At 40.6% G+C, this 18,221-nt stretch carries 15 protein-coding genes and 2 pseudogenes; 12 read left to right on the top strand and 5 right to left on the bottom strand.

The annotated features are described in order from the left end of the window. Positions 1-198: 198 nt before the first annotated feature. The 4 genes and pseudogenes from MHB78_RS03520 to MHB78_RS03535 all read left to right on the top strand — a co-directional run bounded on the left by MHB78_RS03520 (position 199) and on the right by MHB78_RS03535 (position 3,153). On the top strand, positions 199-531 hold the full coding sequence (locus tag MHB78_RS03520; protein WP_046132186.1) for a metalloregulator ArsR/SmtB family transcription factor: 333 nt from the start codon (positions 199-201) through the stop codon (positions 529-531). Next, positions 528-919, top strand: a pseudogene (locus MHB78_RS03525) (SRPBCC domain-containing protein). The gene MHB78_RS03520 and the pseudogene MHB78_RS03525 overlap by 4 nt, the downstream one beginning before the upstream one ends. Before the next feature lie 52 nt (positions 920-971). Beyond that, complete coding sequence (locus MHB78_RS03530) at positions 972-1,565, top strand: YdeI family protein (RefSeq protein ID WP_046132185.1); 594 nt, start codon at positions 972-974, stop codon at positions 1,563-1,565. A 502-nt stretch (positions 1,566-2,067) separates the two neighbouring features. Next, the gene (locus MHB78_RS03535) at positions 2,068-3,153 is read left to right on the top strand and encodes a glycoside hydrolase family 26 protein (RefSeq protein ID WP_046132184.1); all 1,086 of its coding nucleotides are present in this window, start codon (positions 2,068-2,070) and stop codon (positions 3,151-3,153) included. A 665-nt stretch (positions 3,154-3,818) separates the two neighbouring features. Here the strand turns inward: MHB78_RS03535 and MHB78_RS03540 are convergent. Then, positions 3,819-4,766, bottom strand: coding sequence for an EamA family transporter (locus MHB78_RS03540; protein WP_065894178.1), 948 nt, complete (start codon positions 4,764-4,766; stop codon positions 3,819-3,821). 119 nt (positions 4,767-4,885) lie between these two features. Between MHB78_RS03540 and MHB78_RS03545 the strand changes: the two genes are divergently transcribed. Together MHB78_RS03545 and MHB78_RS03550 are read left to right on the top strand one after the other, a co-directional pair. Further along, positions 4,886-5,767 (top strand): AraC family transcriptional regulator, encoded by an 882-nt coding sequence (locus MHB78_RS03545; protein WP_082094154.1) that lies wholly within the window; start codon positions 4,886-4,888, stop codon positions 5,765-5,767. Between the two features lie 330 nt (positions 5,768-6,097). Then, positions 6,098-6,973, top strand: a complete 876-nt coding sequence (locus tag MHB78_RS03550; protein WP_046132180.1) for a DMT family transporter — start codon at positions 6,098-6,100, stop codon at positions 6,971-6,973. Between the two features lie 116 nt (positions 6,974-7,089). Here the strand turns inward: MHB78_RS03550 and MHB78_RS03555 are convergent. Then, positions 7,090-8,281 (bottom strand): annotated as a pseudogene (locus MHB78_RS03555) (MFS transporter). A gap of 293 nt (positions 8,282-8,574) precedes the next feature. Here MHB78_RS03555 and MHB78_RS03560 point away from each other — a divergent pair. Both MHB78_RS03560 and MHB78_RS03565 read left to right on the top strand, forming a co-directional pair. Continuing rightward, positions 8,575-9,153 carry a TetR/AcrR family transcriptional regulator gene (locus MHB78_RS03560; protein WP_161797078.1) on the top strand — a complete coding sequence of 193 codons (579 nt, stop codon included), beginning with the start codon at positions 8,575-8,577 and terminating at the stop codon, positions 9,151-9,153. A gap of 187 nt (positions 9,154-9,340) precedes the next feature. Further along, positions 9,341-9,901, top strand: a complete 561-nt coding sequence (locus MHB78_RS03565; RefSeq protein WP_046132178.1) for a sugar O-acetyltransferase — start codon at positions 9,341-9,343, stop codon at positions 9,899-9,901. Between the two features lie 174 nt (positions 9,902-10,075). On the opposite strand, the gene MHB78_RS03570 is transcribed toward MHB78_RS03565, so the two are convergent. Continuing rightward, positions 10,076-11,278 carry an MFS transporter gene (locus MHB78_RS03570; protein ID WP_046132177.1) on the bottom strand — a complete coding sequence of 401 codons (1,203 nt, stop codon included), beginning with the start codon at positions 11,276-11,278 and terminating at the stop codon, positions 10,076-10,078. Between the two features lie 137 nt (positions 11,279-11,415). On the opposite strand from MHB78_RS03570, the gene MHB78_RS03575 reads away from it, so the two are divergent. The 3 genes from MHB78_RS03575 (at position 11,416) to MHB78_RS03585 (ending at position 15,385) form a co-directional block, all read left to right on the top strand. Beyond that, on the top strand, positions 11,416-12,243 hold the full coding sequence (locus MHB78_RS03575) for a MerR family transcriptional regulator (protein WP_046132176.1): 828 nt from the start codon (positions 11,416-11,418) through the stop codon (positions 12,241-12,243). 417 nt (positions 12,244-12,660) lie between these two features. Further along, positions 12,661-13,986 (top strand): branched-chain amino acid transport system II carrier protein, encoded by a 1,326-nt coding sequence (brnQ, locus tag MHB78_RS03580; RefSeq protein ID WP_046132175.1) that lies wholly within the window; start codon positions 12,661-12,663, stop codon positions 13,984-13,986. A 442-nt stretch (positions 13,987-14,428) separates the two neighbouring features. Then, on the top strand, positions 14,429-15,385 hold the full coding sequence (locus tag MHB78_RS03585) for a patatin-like phospholipase family protein (protein WP_046132174.1): 957 nt from the start codon (positions 14,429-14,431) through the stop codon (positions 15,383-15,385). A gap of 71 nt (positions 15,386-15,456) precedes the next feature. On the opposite strand, the gene MHB78_RS03590 is transcribed toward MHB78_RS03585, so the two are convergent. Beyond that, a complete protein-coding gene (locus MHB78_RS03590) occupies positions 15,457-15,840 on the bottom strand; it encodes a winged helix-turn-helix transcriptional regulator (RefSeq protein WP_046132173.1) in 384 nt (127 codons plus the stop codon). Positions 15,841-15,950: 110 nt separating this feature from the next. Here MHB78_RS03590 and MHB78_RS03595 point away from each other — a divergent pair, with 110 nt between their 5' ends. Further along, positions 15,951-16,544, top strand: coding sequence for an NAD(P)H-dependent oxidoreductase (locus tag MHB78_RS03595; protein ID WP_046132172.1), 594 nt, complete (start codon positions 15,951-15,953; stop codon positions 16,542-16,544). Between the two features lie 72 nt (positions 16,545-16,616). Here MHB78_RS03595 and MHB78_RS03600 read toward each other — a convergent pair. Next, positions 16,617-18,172, bottom strand: a protein-coding gene (locus tag MHB78_RS03600; RefSeq protein WP_231947364.1) for an IS3 family transposase whose coding sequence is annotated in 2 segments (ribosomal slippage) — positions 16,617-17,515 and positions 17,515-18,172 — 1,557 coding nt in all. Because the reading frame shifts where the segments join, the coding sequence is not laid out codon by codon here. Between the last annotated feature and the right edge of the window lie 49 nt (positions 18,173-18,221).

Here is an 18,221-nt window from a genome sequence, read left to right on the forward strand (position 1 = left end):
CATCTATTGTCGTCTTTACAGAAGCATATCCAAGCCTTTCTTTTATTGTTGCATAACCTTCACCCCTTAATCTATTGATCAAATTGGTGATAGGAGAATAAAAACAATACCGTCATGTCAAAAATAAATTTGACATGACACCAATTAGTGTCCTATAATCAAGACACTAATTGGTGTCCAATTAAGGGGAGGAGGATTTTGAACGAGAACAATCAAGAGCGCGATATTTATGGAGCTGTCGCTGACCCAACAAGACGCAAATTGCTGCGTTTGTTGGCTGACGCGGAAGAATTGCCACTCAAAGAGCTGACCGTTCATTTTGACATGGGCCGTACTGCTGTTTCGAAGCATTTGGCAATCCTTAAAGATGCAGGTCTCGTCATCAGCAGAAAGGCCGGCAGAGAAACGCGCTATCGGCTGAATGCTGCCCCATTGAAAGAAATTGAGGAGTGGGTATCGTTTTACAGGAAATTCTGGAGCGAAAGAATGTTGCTTTTAGACCAAATACTACAGGAGGAACAAAAAAAATGAGTTTAACGGTATCACAAGATTTTCATTATAAGAGCCCGATCGAGAAAGTATGGCATGCCTTAACGGATGCAAATAAGCTGCAAAATGGATCATGCCTAATGATTTTAAGCCTGTCGTCGGACATAAATTTCAGTTCCGGAATGAACAGTGGAATTTAGTTATTGACTCTGAAGTTCTTGAAGTAGACGAGCCTTACAAGTTATCTTACACTTGGGCAGGCGGCGGGATAAACACGACAGTCACATGGACATTAAAGCACGAGGATGGAACAACCTGCCTACATCTTGAACAAACAGGATTCGAAAAAGAAGATCAAGCGTTTAAAGGTGCGACATATGGCTGGGCGAGAATGGGCGAAGAACTTAAGAAATTGTTAGCGGAAATGTAATATAGCTAACGCATAGGAAAAAGCAAACTGCTTGGAAAGAGGGTGTTCCTTGATGACAAATAGCGGAATGAATCCTAAGGTTGATGAATTTTTAAGTAAAGCTGCAAAGTGGAAGGAAGAATATGAGAAGCTAAGAAATATCGTTCTTGACTGTGGGCTGACTGAGGAATTTAAGTGGATGCACCCTTGTTACACGTTTAATAATAAAAACATCGTTTTAATACATGGATTTAAAGAATATTGTGCGCTTCTGTTTCACAAAGGCGCCTTGTTAAAGGACCCCAATGGGATTCTCATCCAACAAACGGAGAATGTACAAGCGGCGCGCCAGATTCGGTTCACCAACGTTCAGGAAATAGCTGAAATGGAAACCATCTTGAAAGCCTATATTAATGAAGCCATTGAAGTTGAAAAAGCCGGTTTGGAAGTAGATTTTAAAAAGGATGCAGAATTCACTATTCCTGAAGAACTTCAACATAAATTCGATGAAATCCCTGCTTTGAAAACCGCTTTTGAAGCATTGACCCCGGGACGGCAAAGAGCTTACATTCTTTATTTTTCTCAAGCCAAACAATCCAAAACCCGGGTCTCAAGGATTGGAAAATATGTGCAGAAAATTCTCGAAGGTAAAGGATTAAATGATTAGTATATCCGATGAGAAAATTGAAATAGATAAAGTTAGAGGCGTAGACAATGTGTTTACTCCTCTATTTTTTTGATGTTATGAAAAGTTGCCATACCCGCAGCAGCGTTTCATTTGCAGTGGTTAAAAAAAGAGCAGGGGCATAAAAAGCAGGGGGTGAAAAAATCATCCACCTCTTTTTATCGTACGTATTGCAACAAATATAAATAGGCAAAAAGAGGCGATTTGAATAAAAAAGTGCACCTTAAAGACTGAAATAAAACAGGCCAACAGTATGATGATAAAAAGTAAATTTCAATTTATGATAAGTTTCGCTCCCTAAAAATTGGATAAGGAGCATATTCCCTTTTCTCAAGCTGAAGGGGGTTGAGCAGTCAAGCAGCAGATCAAGAAGAGGAGGGTGGTACACGAACGAGAAAACCGGCATTTGTGCATCATATCATTTTAATATTTTAATAATTTTTTAAAAGAAATTGATGAAATTTAAGAAAATGGAGATTATGCTATGTACAAAAAATTTGGAATCTCTTTATTGCTTGCTTTATTAATCGTTTCAGCTTTCTCGCAGACGGCATCTGCTCATACAGTGAATCCGGTGAACCAAAATGCCCAGTCGACAACGAAGGAGCTGATGAATTGGCTTGCTCATCTGCCGAACCGATCGGAAAATCGCGTACTGTCAGGTGCATTCGGCGGATATTCTAATGCGACGTTTTCTATGAAAGAAGCCAATCGAATCAAAGATGCTACAGGGCAGTCACCTGTCGTGTATGCTTGTGATTATTCGAGAGGATGGCTGGAGACAGCTCATATTGCTGATGCGATCGATTATAGCTGTAACAGCGATCTAATCTCTCATTGGAAGAGCGGAGGCATACCTCAGATCAGCATGCATCTTCCTAACCCTGCGTTTCAATCCGGCAATTACAAAACAAAGATCTCAAACAGTCAGTATGAAAAAATCTTAGACTCATCAACCACAGAAGGCAAACGATTGGATGCTGTACTGAGCAAGGTTGCAGATGGCCTTCAGCAGTTAAAAAATGAAGGCGTTCCAGTTCTTTTCAGACCTCTTCACGAAATGAACGGAGAATGGTTCTGGTGGGGGCTTACCGGCTATAACCAAAAGGATAGCGAGCGAATATCACTATACAAACAGCTTTACCAAAAAATCTATCATTATATGACCGATACAAGAGGATTGGACAACTTGATTTGGGTTTATGCACCAGACGCCAACCGCGACTTTAAGACAGACTTTTATCCTGGGGATTCATATGTTGATATTGTCGGATTAGACGCGTATTTCTCAGATGCTTATTCGATCAAAGGATATGACGAGTTAACGGCGCTTAATAAGCCATTTGCCTTTACAGAAGTCGGTCCGCAAACAACAAACGGCAGCCTGGATTATTCTCAATTTATCAATGCAGTTAAACAAAAATATCCGAAAACCATTTATTTCTTAGCTTGGGATGAGGGTTGGAGCCCTGCGGCTAATCAGGGTGCCTTTAATCTCTATAATGACAGTTGGACGCTGAATAAGGGAGAGCTATGGGAAGGCAGCTCACTTACACCGGCAGCCGAATAAACGCTGCCCTAATATAACCATGAAGAAAGAGCGTTTCTTCATGGTTTTTCTTTTGGTAGAAGACATACAGGGAAATATATCATTGACTAATCATTGAAGACGGGTCTCGAGACTGGACAAAATGAAGAGCCGGTTTGATAAGCTTGTATTTCTGATTTTAATTACCGGCCTTTAAGCTAACCGCATCAAAGGAATACCAGGGGTGTAATTCATGGTGTTTTTTTATCCCTGAAGTTTACTCCACCTGTTATAAAATAATCCGACTTACTCAGCAGTTTTTGTTTGTTTATTAGGAAAGAGACGACCATAAACATCTATTGTGGCATGTCCGCGTTTGTCTGGTTTCACTTTGATGAAATCGATATGAGGATCCAGCAGGGATATTGATTGTTTTTCAGCTTCACCCGTTTTAGAGTCTCTTCAAATTGTTATGAAAAGAGCTTCGCCAAATCTTAAGAATTCTTAAGATTTTTTATGCCTCTTTCTTCATGTTTTAAATGTAAAGTATGATTATAAATTCAAAACAAATGGAGAGATTAAATATGAAGCGTCTGTCTTTCTTATTTCAATATATCGTTCATCCAAGAGCTGTCGGTGCCGTCCTTCCCAGTTCAAGGGGAGAGTGAGGCCTCTCTGCTTGGCTTATGGTTAATCTGCCTTTTCCATTAGGTTTTCCCGTCTGATATGATCGCGGATTTTTTAGTCTTTAAAGAAGGCTCCTTATTGAAAGCCAATATTAAAGTTATACCTATAATACAGGCAGCGCCGATCCATTGAAAAAAACCAAACGGTTGTTTTAACCAGACGACAGTCGTTAAAACGGCCGACAATGGTTCCAAACTGCCTAAAAGGCTTGTTTCTTTAGGGGGAAGACTTTGCAAACTTTTTATGACGAACCAAAATGCAATCATTGTTCCAAATATGGTAACAAATAAAATGTAAACATAGGCATCAGTTGTTAAACTTCTAAAATCCATCTGCCATGGCGGGTGGATTAAGCTTAATGCAAAACCGCCGATGATCATAGCCCAACCTACAATCACCAGAGAGTCAAATTTATGTAACAAACCAACTGCATACAACGTATAAAAAGCTGCCGCCACTCCTGATAAAACTCCCCAAACGATTGCAATTGTCGGTACTGACAGTTGAGAAATTGACCCATTTGTTAATAAAAAAAAGCATCCGGCCAGAGCAAGAGAAACTGTCAGCACATCTTGTTTTGTAAGAACCGTTTTTTTTCGTAAAAGCGAATAAACGATAACCATGGCAGGAGATAAATATTGTAATAACGTAGCAACAGCTGCATTTCCGTGTTCAATTGCTGCCATATATGTGTATTGCACAGCTAGCATACCGAACAATCCAAAAATGATAAGCTGGCAAGCTGTTTTCCTATTTTTCCATACCCCTATGATCTGAGAGCGCTCCTTTCTGAATAGTTGAACCATTAAGAGTAAAAAGCCGGCAATCAGCAGGCGGATCGTGACAAGCCAATTGACATCAATTTGATAATCTTGAAACAATTTTTTTGCTACTGTACCCCCAATTCCCCAAAAAGTCGCCCCTGTTATCACAAAAAACAGTCCGCTATTTCTTTTGGAAGTATTCATATGTATGATCCCTCACTCAATAATTGTAATAATAGTGTTATGATAAATGCGAAACCTCATAAAAAATACTCAAATCGAATGAAAAAATATAAATATATTGAGGAGGCGATACAATGCAAATCAAAGATTTTATGATTGATCAAAACTTAAAAGAACTAACCGAACACCGTACATTAGAATTACCGGTTGCATGTTACGAAACAACGATCAATCAAAATATAAATGGTTATATACCGCTTCATTGGCATGACGAAATTCAATTTGTTTTGATCCTGAAAGGAGAAGCCGTATTTCAAATAAATGAAGAAAAAATCGCGGTTCAAGAAGGAGACGGACTGTTTATCAATAGCGGCTGCCTGCATATGGCAGAAGAAAAGAACCGCCCGGGGTGTACTTATATTTGCTTAAATGTTTCTCCGCGTTTTGTTTTAGCCCAGGAGCTTTATACAAGCTATGTGCAGCCCTATATTCATTCAACAAATCTGCCTTATTTAATTTTGGATGCAAATGAACAATGGGCGAAAAACATTTTAATAGCCCTTAAAGAAATCAATCAATTGGTGAAACAAAAAACATCCCTCTTTGAAATTGACATCACCATGCAATTAACTTTCATGTGGAAAAACTTAGTTGTTAATGGTTTTCAATTGGAGTATGATCAATCTGAAATGATAAAAAATCATCGAATGAAACAAATGTTAAATTGGATACATCTCCATTATGCCGAAAAAATGACGTTAGAGGACATTGCAAAAGCCGGCAACCTGAGTCGTTCCGAGTGCTGCCGGTATTTTAGGCGAATGCTGAATAAGACGCCGCTGCGTTATGTAATGGATTATCGAATTCAAAAAAGCTTATTGCTATTGCAACAGCCGGAAACCAATGTGACAGAAGCGGCCTATCAAGTCGGGTTTAACAGTACAAGTTATTTCATTAATAAATTTAAACAAGCTATGAATATGACGCCTTTGTCATACAAAAAAATTCGCATGAAAAAATAACATCACCAGTGATAAAGTTTATTCTTTGATCATTTGATTCTGGTGTATTCAACAAGCGCCGGATGTTAGACCAGCTCACCAAGGAACTATTATCGAAGCGGGACAGAGGAGGTTTTTGCGCAGCTGAATCAATGCTCATTTACTTCCATCAATAATTCTTCTATACTAACAATACCTTAAACTTGTGACAGAGGTGAATAAACATGCTGTGGACGCCATTATTTGAAAATGATGTACCAGTAGCACTTCTCCGCCCTTAGGGGAGTAAGGTGACTACTGCTCTCCGTTAAGGGCAATGATTTGACCAAAACGAAAACGGAGGGTGCAAAAATGAAAAACACTTTGTTAGGTTCTCTATATTTAGCATTGGCTGCCAGTATTTGGGGCGGCATGTATGTTGTTGTAAAGGTTGTAGTAGCGGTTATACCCCCATTAGAGCTTGTATGGATGCGATATGCAGTAGCGATTATCGCCTTGCTCACCATTGGTTTTGTTAAAAAGCTATCCTGGCGAATTCGCAGACGTGACATTTTATTAATCATAACCATCGGGATCATTGGCAATACAATTTCGATTGTTACGCAGGAAATTGGCACCAATCTATCTTCGGCACAAATGGGAGCGATTATTACGTCTTCCACGCCTGCATTTATGGTGATATTCGCTAGGTTATTGCTTAAAGAGCGGCTGGACGTCAAAAAGGGAATATCTGTGGCTTTAGCGACCATCGGGGTTTTACTGATTGTAGGAAACGGCCAAATTGACATGTCTAATCAACTTGGCGGACTGTCGCTCCTTATTGCTGCTTTAACATGGGCCCTGATGTCTGTCCTTTTAAAGCGTGTTCCAGGTGGTTATTCTCCGATTGTGGTGACAACTTATTCAATCTTGGTTGCCATCATCATATTGACTCCTTTTGTCTGGGTGAATATAGACGAAATTCAATTTTCGCAGCTGGCCCATCCGACAATTTGGGGAGGGCTGTTATATTTGGGGATCATTTCAACGGCTTGTGCATTTATCCTTTGGAACCGCGGATTACAAATGCTGAATGCTTCAAGCGGAGGTTTATTTTTCTTTTTCCAGCCTCTGGTTGGAACATTGTTTGGATGGCTTTTGTTGGGAGAAAGCCTGGGCGGAACGTTTTGGATCGGTTCCATTTTGATTTTTATCGGTGTTTTGTTAGTGATTCGGGAGAAAAAATAGAATAATAGAAACCTGCGGAATCATAAATTCCAAAGGTTTCTTTTTTATTGCTGCAGTTATAAATCAGCGGAATAAGCAGTCAGGGTGTTCCTGGCTGCTTATTTTTGGCGAAAGACCTATTTCTCTGTTGCAAAATAAAGCAAGGCAATGACCGGAAAAGCGATTCCAATCGATAATTGCCGCACTCCATCCTCCAGAGGCGTATGCCCATCCTCCAATTGATGACCCAATAGCACCGCCCAGAAAGAAGATAGCCATGAATAATCCGTTTAATCGACTGCGAATTTCCGGTCCCAAAGAGAAAATGGCACGTTGACTGAGCACAAGATTTGCAGATACGCCCATATCCAACAAAATAGCTGCGATGACTAGAACTGCTATTCCGACGGCGGAGCTGCTCTGAATAATCAGCGGCAGCAATAAAGAAACGATGACAACAGAAAGAGCTATTCCAGTGGCAAGGCGAGTCAAGCCGCGGTCAGCCAGACGGCCGCCGATGGGTGCAGCGACTGCACCCGCAATTCCCACAAGTGCGTACAGTGCTATACCCTTCTGGGAAAAATGAAAAGCAGGACTGGACAATAATAATGGAACAGTAGTCCAGAACAAGCTGAAAGCTCCAAATACAAATGCATGATAGATAGCCCGGCGACGCAAGACTGGTGTAGTTCGCAGCAGCTTCCACATTGAACCTAGTAAGGCAGCATAGCCTGTGTTTGCTGTTGGTTTTCTGGCAGGGAGTACTTTTGACAATACGATTGCCAGGACAACACTTACTGCGGCAGACAAAGCAAATATTGCATTCCACCCCAACATATCCGCAACTAAACTTGATATCGGGCGAGAAAGCATGATACCTAGTAATAGACCGCTCATGACATTGCCAACAACGCGGCCGCGTGCAGCTTCTGATGCAAGGTATGATGCGAAGGGTACGAGTACTTGTGCTGCGATCGATCCCAGCCCGATGAAAAATGCAGCTGCCAAAAACAGTATTCCATGTTTCACAAATGCCGTTGCAGTCAGAGCACCTGCGCTTAGAAGCAGCGATACAATGACAAGTTTTTTGTTCTCTACAATATCTCCAAGAGGTACAAGAAATAGCAAGCCGGCAGCGTATCCAAGCTGAGTCAGTGTAACAATCAACCCGGCACTGCCAGCAGAAAGTCCAATTGCAGTACTAATGTATCCTGCCAAGGGTTGTGCATAGTAAAGGTTAGCGACAATGATACCGCATGCAGCTGCTAAAAGTATGGTTAAACTTGGTGAAATCTCTTTATTAATCGTTTGTTTATTTAAATTAGACATGATGAACTCCTTTTTTGAAATAATCTTTAGCTTTTTAAAATGTTCGCTACTATGTGAATGTACTGTTCGCTAATCATTCTCCTTTCCGTATATTTTAGTCGTAAGATTTCTGGGGTGGGCTTGGAATTCAACCGGATGACGACTCTCATGATATTTTAGAAACTAAACGTTTAGTTTTGTTATATAAATAATATACTGAACGTTCAGTTTTGTAAATGGGTTTTCTATTTTCTTTTTCATTTTCGTTAAGTATACTAAACGTATAGTTTATATTTTGGAAAGGAATGATGAATGTGCAGAGTAAACGCGGACGGCCGCGTGATGAAGGAACGCATAAGGCGATTCTTTCTGCAGCCTATGAACTATTGTTGGAAAACGGCTTTGATGCGGTTACAGTCGATAAAATCGCCGAGCGTGCTAAAGTGAGCAAGGCAACTATTTATAAATGGTGGTCTAACAAGGCCGCTGTTGTAATGGACAGCTTTCTTTCTACTGCTACAGCCAGATTACCTGTCCCCGATACAGGATCGACAGTAAATGATATTGTAACCCACGCCACAAATTTAGCAATGTTTTTGACAAGTCGGGAAGGAAACGTCATTACAGAATTAATAGGCGCTGGACAGCTGGATTCTAAGTTGGCGGAAGAATATCGCACCCGATTTTTCAAACCTCGCCGGCTCCAAGCCAAGCACCTTTTAGAAAAAGGAATTGAGAGAGGGGAATTAAAAGAGAATCTCGATATTGAAGTAAGCATCGATCTAATTTACGGGCCGATTTTCTATCGTCTGCTTGTAACCGGCGACGAGGTAGACGACTCCTATGTGCATGATTTGGTGATGAATGCATTTAGGGGAATTCAAGCTACCTGAATGATATTGGGGTATTTCCAACCGGACCGTTCCTGGTTTTTATTGATCATTTATTCAACTGACGAGCATGTTGTTGAACAAGTAAATGTTAAATTGTATCTTTAAAAACTTAAAGGAACTTGTATAAACAAGTAGAAAGTAATTGCACATGGACAAAAGGGTTGATTGAAAATAAGGAGATTAAATCATGAAAACCGAAAAAGAAAAAATGTTGAATGGTGAACTTTATAACGCGGCAGACCCGGAATTGCGAAGCGAAAGAATGAATGCCAGAAGGTTGACTAGGATGTTTAATGAGTCACTCGAAACCGATGGCAATAAAAGAACCGGATTATTAAAAAAACTGTTCGGTTCGACTGGAGAAAATATTCACATAGAGCCGTCGTTTCGGTGTGATTATGGCTACAACATACACGTTGGCGAAAATTTCTTTGCCAATTTTGATTGTGTATTTCTTGATGTTAATGAGATTCGAATAGGCGATAACTGTTTTTTTGCACCGGGAGTTCACATTTATACTGCGACTCATCCGCTAAATGCAAATGAAAGAATATCAGGGGCAGAATACGGACTCCCAGTACATATTGGTGATAATGTCTGGATTGGCGGAAGAGCCGTTATTAACCCTGGGGTTAAAATAGGCAATAATGCTGTTATAGCTTCGGGTGCGGTTGTAACAAAGGATGTGCCTGATCATGCGGTAGTGGGCGGAAATCCTGCAAAAATACTTAAACGAATTGAAGAATAGACTACAGCTTCATGAATCGTTCCTTCAATTACTCACCGTGAAAGATAAGTTTAAAAAACCGAAATAAAAAACATACCGACATGATGTGGTATGTTTTCTTTTTAATATAGGCCGCTAACTCAATCGCAGCCAGATTCCTGCGCCTGATTTTTAAGGATCACTTTCAAAAAACGGTTAATTCAGGGTTGAAACTTCATTTGATTTTTCTTTCCACAGCATTGTAAGGCTTAGACCGATTATCATAACGATTCCGGCAAAAAGGAAAGGATAATGAATGTTGAGATCAAATAGAATTCCGCCCAGAGCCGGACCGAAAATATTCCCTAAGCTGGTGTAAGTGGAGTTCATGCCTGCTACGAACCCCTGCTGGTTACCGGCAACTTTGGATAAAAACGTTGTTAAGGCCGGGCGCAGCAAATCAAACGCCAGAAAAATAAAGCAAGTGACAAGCAAAACGGCTAAAAACCCTGACATAACAGTAGACACGAAAGCTAAGACCGCACCGATGATTAAGCAAAGCTGAATCATCCTTTTCTCTCCAAGTTTATTGACCAATTTCCCGAATAATAAAACTTGAATAATGACGGCAACAATCGAACTAATCGTAATAATGGTTGCGATATCCTTTGGTGTAAAGCCGAATTTATGATCAGAAAACAAGCTGAATACCGTTTCATAGGCCGATAAGCCGAAAGCCAGTACAAAGACGATAATAAATGCAATGAAATAGACTGGATGAATTGATTTTTTTAAGTCTTTGAAGAAATCGGATTCGCTTGTATGAGACGAGAGTCTTTCGCGCTCTTTTTTCGGCAATGACTCTTTTAATATAAATACGGAAGAGACAGCGGACAGGAATGCTAAGGCGGCAGCGAAGAAGAACGGCATTCGGATGCCATAGTCGGCAATAAATCCTCCAGCCCCGGGTCCAATAATAAAGCCGGTGCTAATCGCTGCAGAAACATACCCCATAGCTTTTGACCTTTCCTCCAGGGTTGTAATATCAGCTACATACGCTGTTACGGCCGGCATGATAAAGGCAGCGCTTATTCCGCCTAATATCCTCGATACATAAAAAATTGAAACATGGGTTCCTAAGCCGAAAATCAACTCTGATATACCGAAAATCAGTAAACCGAGGACAATCATTTTTTTTCTCCCAAAACGGTCAGCCCATCTTCCTGCAAAAGGTGACGTGATTAACTGGGAAATAGCAAAAACGGCAACAAGATAACCCATGGTGCTGCCGGATAAATGCATGATATCCATAAAAGAAGGCATAACCGGAATAATTAAACCGATGCCAAGAAATGCTATGAAAATGTTGATTAATAGTATAATGAATACTGTTTTTTGTTCTCTAATCGTTTTTTTCATTTAAAAACTCCTCTACCCTTTATCCGGATCAACATCACTTAGAAAAAAACGGATCCGCAGGATCTATCCTGTTCTTTGTTGAATTCAGGTACAAAAATCATAAAGTATATGGTTACCGTATAGTCAAGGGGGTTTTTATGAGCGAAGATTTAAGAAAGTACTTTACAACAGGTGAGTTTGCCAAGCTCTGCCACGTAAAAAAACAAACCCTGTTTCACTATGACGAGATTGGTCTGCTTTCTCCCGAAATAAAAAAAGAGAATGGGTATAGATATTATTCCTATAATCAGTTTGAGCTTTTTCAAGTTATTAATTTGTTTAAAGAGGTTGGCGTACCGTTAAAAGAAATCAAGTCCCTCTTAAAAGGCAAAACACCAGGCAGGATCGTCCCGCTTCTTAAAGAAAAGTCAGCTGAAATTGAGGAAAAGATTAAAAAACTGATGCATTTGCAAAAGATCATCCAGACGAAGGTGGCGTTGACTGAACAAGCGCTGGAAACAGATTTTTCCTCAGTTTCCTTTCAGTATTTAAACGAAGAAACATTCATGATAAGCAGAAATACATTGCATTTGCCGGAACGAAAATACATTGCAGCTATTTCAGAACTCATTCATGATGTCGAGTCTCATGGATTAGATGAGGGGTATCCTGTCGGCGGGATCTTCGCACGCGAACAAATTCTTACAAAAGACTTCTATAATTACACTCACTTTTATATAAAAGTAAAAGAAGGAATAGATAATATAAACGTTCATGTGAGGCCAAAAGGTCTGTATGCAGTCGGATATCAAAAAGGTGAAGAGGTTGAAGAGGCCTACAGCAGAATGATTCAATTCATCGAGAAGAACGGGATGCAGGTAGGTGAATATGCATATGAGGAATTCATGCTTGATGAAGTGATGGTCGACGGATTTGAAAATCAAATCACCAAAATCCTCATTCAGGTTAAAGAGTTGTTGATGTAAACGAACATGGCGCTAATGAGGTTCAAATCTTCTCTTAACATTCCAAGAATACCAAGGGTTTGGAAGCTCTTGGTATTTTTGCGGATTTTAATTTGATTCATTGCTAAAAAAGGAAAAATAAAGAAGAGAAATATATGAGAACATCTGCAATGATAATATTTTTGACTGCTCAAAAACCGTATCATCCTTATGATACATAAATAATTCGGAATATATACCGAAATTCAATTATTTGAAAGGTTTAAATTTTGATTAAGAGTGTTATAATTAGTTAGTTCATTCATGAACCTTTGATTTTCTTGAGTCGAAGGTAATAAAGAAGAAGCAGGAGTGGAATTTTAAAATGTAATAACTGCACATTCTATTACATCAAAGCAAACATAAAAGAACAATATTCACAAAATCGGAGGATTACAAGTGGGACGAAAGATTCCTTTATCTTTTATAATCATTATAGGATTAATGTTATTTGCGCTATTTTTCGGAGCAGGAAATTTAATTTTCCCACCTATGCTTGGTCAATTAGCCGGAACAAATTTATGGACAGCCAATGCAGGTTTTTTAGTGACTGGAGTTGGGTTGCCGCTTCTCGGCATTACAGCGTTTGTGTTTTCGGGAAAAAACGATCTTCAATCTTTGGCGGGACGTGTACATCCATTATTCGGGATGGTGTTTACTGTCGTTCTGTATCTGGCAATCGGTCCTTTTTTTGCGATACCCAGATCAGGGAGCGTATCCTTTGAGATTGGAGTTAAACCTTTTTTATCTGATCATCCGGGGCATGTCCCTTTAATTATATTTACGGTTGTCTTTTTCACAATTGCATGTTTGCTTTCGCTTAATCCGGCAAAAATTGTTGATGTCGTCGGAAAAGTGTTAACGCCGATTAAATTAACTTTTATAGGAATACTTGTAATTGTGGCAATATTCAACCCAATCGGATCTTTCCAATCGCCTTCAAAAGAGTATGCTGCACATGCATTTTTTAAAGGGTTTCAAGAAGGCTATTTAACATTGGATGCGCTTGTGGCATTTGTGTTTGGCATTATTATTGTGAATGCTATTAAAGAAAAAGGCACGACAGACAAAAAACAAGTCTTGGCCGTTTGCGTAAAAGCAGCACTTATCGCTGCGGTACTCTTGGCGTTTCTTTATTCTGCCCTTGCTTATATGGGCGCCTCCAGTGTTGAAAAATTAGGTCATTTCGAAAATGGTGCTGAAGTGTTAGCTAACGTTTCAGAATATTATTTTGGTTCTTATGGCGCCGTCTTATTAGGGTTGATGATTACCGTGGCGTGTTTGACTACAAGTGTGGGATTGATCACTGCCTGCGCTTCATTTTTTCATCAATTGTTTCCGAAGTTTTCTTACAGAAACTTTGCCATCGTGTTGTCTGTATTTAGTGCACTGGTCGCGAATTTAGGTCTGACACAGTTAATTAATGTTTCACTCCCGGTGTTAATGACCATGTATCCAATTGCTATTGTGTTAATGTTTCTAACGTTTTTGCATTCTACCTTTAACGGCAGGTCAGAGGTATACCAAGGCAGCTTGATCTTAACATTTATTGTGAGTTTGTTTGACGGTTTAAATGCCGGAGGAATAAATATTGATGTTGTTCACAATTTCTTCACGCATGTCCTTCCGTTCTATAGCATAGGGTTAGGCTGGATTCTTCCCGCTATTATAGGCGGTCTGGGCGGTTATATGATGAGTTTGACGAGAAAAAGACGTATTGCGTAATATTTGGGCCCAATGGGGGCAACCCCCGGGGAGATTGAAGTCCCCGGCCGCATGATAGAGATACCAAGGGTTTTTTAGATCCTTGGTATTTTTTATTTGCTTTCATTTATGTTCACTCAGTAAATAACGGCAAACCGACAGGCCGGATAACAGGGGGGCCAGCCAAAGGTTATAGAGCTTTTGGTATTTTTTGTTTTATCCGCCGCTTTTCCTTTTGTTCTCCACGGAGGTGCGTAAGATACGGATATGATCGAGAAGGTAAGTTTACTTGCGATCCCAATATATTCAAAGGGTTTCCCCATTAGCAAAGAAATCAGCTGAATCGTTATATACATGAAAAAGCCGAAAACAAGTCGAAAAAATTTCAGCACGCGTACAACAGACACGAGAGACACATATACTGGATGATACTGATGATCAGATGAGAAAGGAGAAAGCAGCTTTGACAAAATATCGAATCGTGTCCTTTGATGGAGGCGGCACCTTAGGCGCTTTAAGTTTACAGCTTATGAACAGACTGGCTCAACAAACACCGGAATTAATTAGCCGAACCGATGTTTTCTCGGGAAATTCAATCGGTTCATTCACCGCCCTTGCATTAGCAAGCGGAAGGTCCCCAAAGGGAACACTCCAGTATTTTGAGGATGAAATCCTGCCGGCATTCAGCGTTTCCCGGCCGGGAGGGCCAGTTTTTAATCAGCAATTGCCATATTCCGGTTTTATTAAAGCGGTACGAAACTTTTTCCCGGCAGATCTTCGTCTTAAAGATTTAAAAAAACGAATGGTTGTCCCTTCATTCCAATTATACTCACCGGAGCTGGATCGTTGGACTCCTGTATTATTCCATAACTTTCCCGGCTCTCCCTATTTACATGAGAAAGTGAGCGATGTCATCCTGCGGAGCAGCGGTGCTCCCGCGACGCAACGTGCCTATCAAAACTACGTGGACGGTTATGTAGTAGCGACGAACCCTAGTACAGCGAGTATCGCGTTTGCGGTTGGCAAAGCCAAAGTGCCATTGGATCAAATTGCGGTACTATCCATTGGAACAGGTGAAGCCCCGACGCAGTTGAGAAGGGATACGAAGGGATGGGGAATGGTAAGTGCAGATAACATACGCCCTGAAAACCTGGAGAACCTTCCGCCAAATTGGGGAGTCCTATTGGACCGGTCGCCTAATGAACCGTTACTGCCGTTTCTTCAGATTGTCGCTGGCGGAAATGGTTACTATGAATCCATGGTCAGTTCTCATCTTCTTGGAAATCGCTTTTTTCGGTTAGACCCGCGGATTCCTAACTTCTCCAAAACGGACCCTACCGTGTTTCCCGCTCTCATTGATATTGCCAACAAAACCAATTTACAACCTGCACTTCGATTTATAGAGAAAAACTGGAAGTAATCAAAAATACCAAGGGTTTTAAGGCCCTTGGCATTTTTTGTTTGATTTCAGCTGCTTAAAGAAGATCAGATTTATATTTCATCCTCAGTGTTGAACGCAGTTTCGCTATGAACCCTATCTTTATATTTTTCTCCCCAGTCCTTCATGTGTAAAATAATGGGTTCTAATGTTCTCCCAAACTCGGTTAAAGAGTATTCGACTTTTGGAGGGACCTGTTGATAAACTTCGCGGTGAACCACTCCATCCCGTTCCAGTTCCCTTAACTGCAACGTAAGCATGCGTTGCGTAATTTTAGGATATAGTCTCCGAAATTCATTAAATCTCTTTTTGCCGTCAATGAGATGATATAGGAGAATGCCTTTCCACTTGCCGCCGATCACATCCAATGTCGTCTCAACCGGACATCCTTCAAAGTGATCCGAAGAATAATCAAAACCGATTTTTCGATTTCTCAAGCCTTTCACTCCCAATAGTATAATTTTTGATACTATATACAATTAATGTGCGTACTTTTTATTCTTGATTATACAACATATAATCAATTCATATCAAAAGAATGAAAGGAATGAACCATGTGAAAACACTGGTACTTGTTGCACATCCGAACCTCGAATCTTCACGAATAAATAAAAAATGGAAAGAAGCGGTTTTAAGCGAAGCGGGCGTAACCGTTCATGATCTCTATGAAAAATATCGCGATCAACCTATTGATGTGGAATTTGAACAACGACTGCTCCTCGATCATGATCGTATTGTTTTTCAGTTCCCTTTGTACTGGTACAGCAGTCCGCCGCTTTTAAAACAATGGGTTGATGAAGTGTTTACTTTTGGCTGGGCGCATGGCCCCGGAGGAACGAAATTGAGAGGAAAGGAATGGGTGATGGCCATGTCCATCGGTTCTCCTGAACATTCTTACCAGGCCGGCGGATATAATTTATTTTCAATAAGTGAACTGACAAGGCCGTTCCAGGCATCTGCCAATTTAGTAGGCATGACTTTTCTGCCTTCCTTTGCCGAATACCGCGCTAATAAAATCAGTGACGAAGAAATCGCCCAAAGCGCGGCACGGTATGTTGAGCATATTACAAATGCAGAATTAAACCCGAAGGTTCGTTTTCGCAACTATTTGAAACAGCTGGAGGGTGTGGATGTAAAATAAAAAATACTCAAAAATCTTGCTTTGATCTGATCTGCACCCTGTCAAGTAGACAGTGGAAATAACTAAAACACACTAGACGGCTTTAGCCCTGTATTCCACTGGGCTGAGGCCGTTTAGTTTTTCTTGTAGACGATCGTGGTTGTAAAAGTGGATATATTCATCAATTGCGCTTTGAAGTGCCTCAAATGTCTCGTACGAATTCCGTCTGTATTTCTCGCATTTTAATTTCCCCCAAAACGACTCAATGGGGCCGTTATCAATACAGCGGCCGACGCGGGACATACTCTGTGTCATATTTGCGTTTTCAATCATCCTTCTAAACTGGTGGGACGTGTATTGAAAACCTCTGTCGCTGTGAAGGAGAGGACGTGCGTTTGGGGCTGCCTCAAGCGCTTGGTTCAAGGTTTTAAACACAAGGGCGTTATTATTGGATTTCCCCAGCACATAAGACACGACCATTCCCTCATGAAGATCTAAAATGGCACTGAGGTACGCTTTCCGATGGCCGTATTTTAGCTCTGTCACATCAGTCACCCATTTTTGATTTGGTTTGTCCGCTTTAAACTCTCGATTCAGGATATTTTCGGACACATGTTGAGGCGTCGCTTTGCCGTAACGTTTTTTCTTCCGCCGAATGACACACTCCAGCTTGGCAATTTTCATCAGCCGATAGATGCGCTTATGATTGAGGCGCTCTTTAAAGCGGCGGTTCATGTTTAAGGTCATTCTGCGGTATCCGTAGATACCGCCAATTTGTTCGTGAAGTAGCGCCATTTTGGCGATAATCTTTTCATTCTGTTTTTCTCTCGCTGAAGGTACTCGGCTCCTCCATTTGTAATACCCCTGGCGCGAAACTTCGGCAATCTCACATAACATTTGGACAGAAAAGCCTTCTTTTCGATTCAGCTCTAAAATGGCGAGATATCGATCTTCGTACCGAACCTGACTTAGAACCGCCTCCTTTTGATCTCTTCCAACTTTTTTAAGAACGCATTCTCTGCGCGCAAACGCTCATTTTCCTGTTCCAGCCGTTTGTTTTCCCGTTGAATTTTTTCTTCAGGTGTCAATTCTTCTTCGGTTTTGCGTTTCCCTCGGTTGTCTTTTAAGGCCTCTTCTCCGCCTTCTTGATACTTTTTCACCCATTGATACACCTGTTGGTAGGAGACTTGATGAATCTCCATTGATCTGGCGTAGTCCTTTCCATGAGCTAGACAATCCTTCGCAATCTCAATCCGTTCTTCCAATGAAACGTTCTTCCGTTTGGTCATCAAACGATTCCTTCCTCTCCCGCTGTCTTTTAACGTTTTATGACCATTATAAAGCTCAACCCACTTCATGAGTACGGATTTACTGGAAATCTTATATTTTCTCGAGATTTCTCTTTGAGAGTAGCGTCCGGATAAGAAGTCTTTCACGGCATTGTATTTTAATTCTGCGGGATAGAACTTATGGCGCTTTGAACGTTCCAAACTCTCCACACCCGCCATATCATGCGATGTTCTCCATTCACGAATCGTTTCGGCATGAATGCCATATTTTTCTGCGATCTCCTTCACCGAATTATTGCCCTGATCACATTCTGATAGAATATTCAATTTTTCTTCTTTTGAAAACCATTTTCCAGCCATGAAAAAACTCCCCCAAGGCAAACAGATTTTTTTATTTCATCTGTCTACC

This window comes from Bacillus sp. FSL K6-0138, from assembly GCF_037982765.1.
Taxonomy (GTDB): domain Bacteria; phylum Bacillota; class Bacilli; order Bacillales; family Bacillaceae; genus Bacillus; species Bacillus glycinifermentans.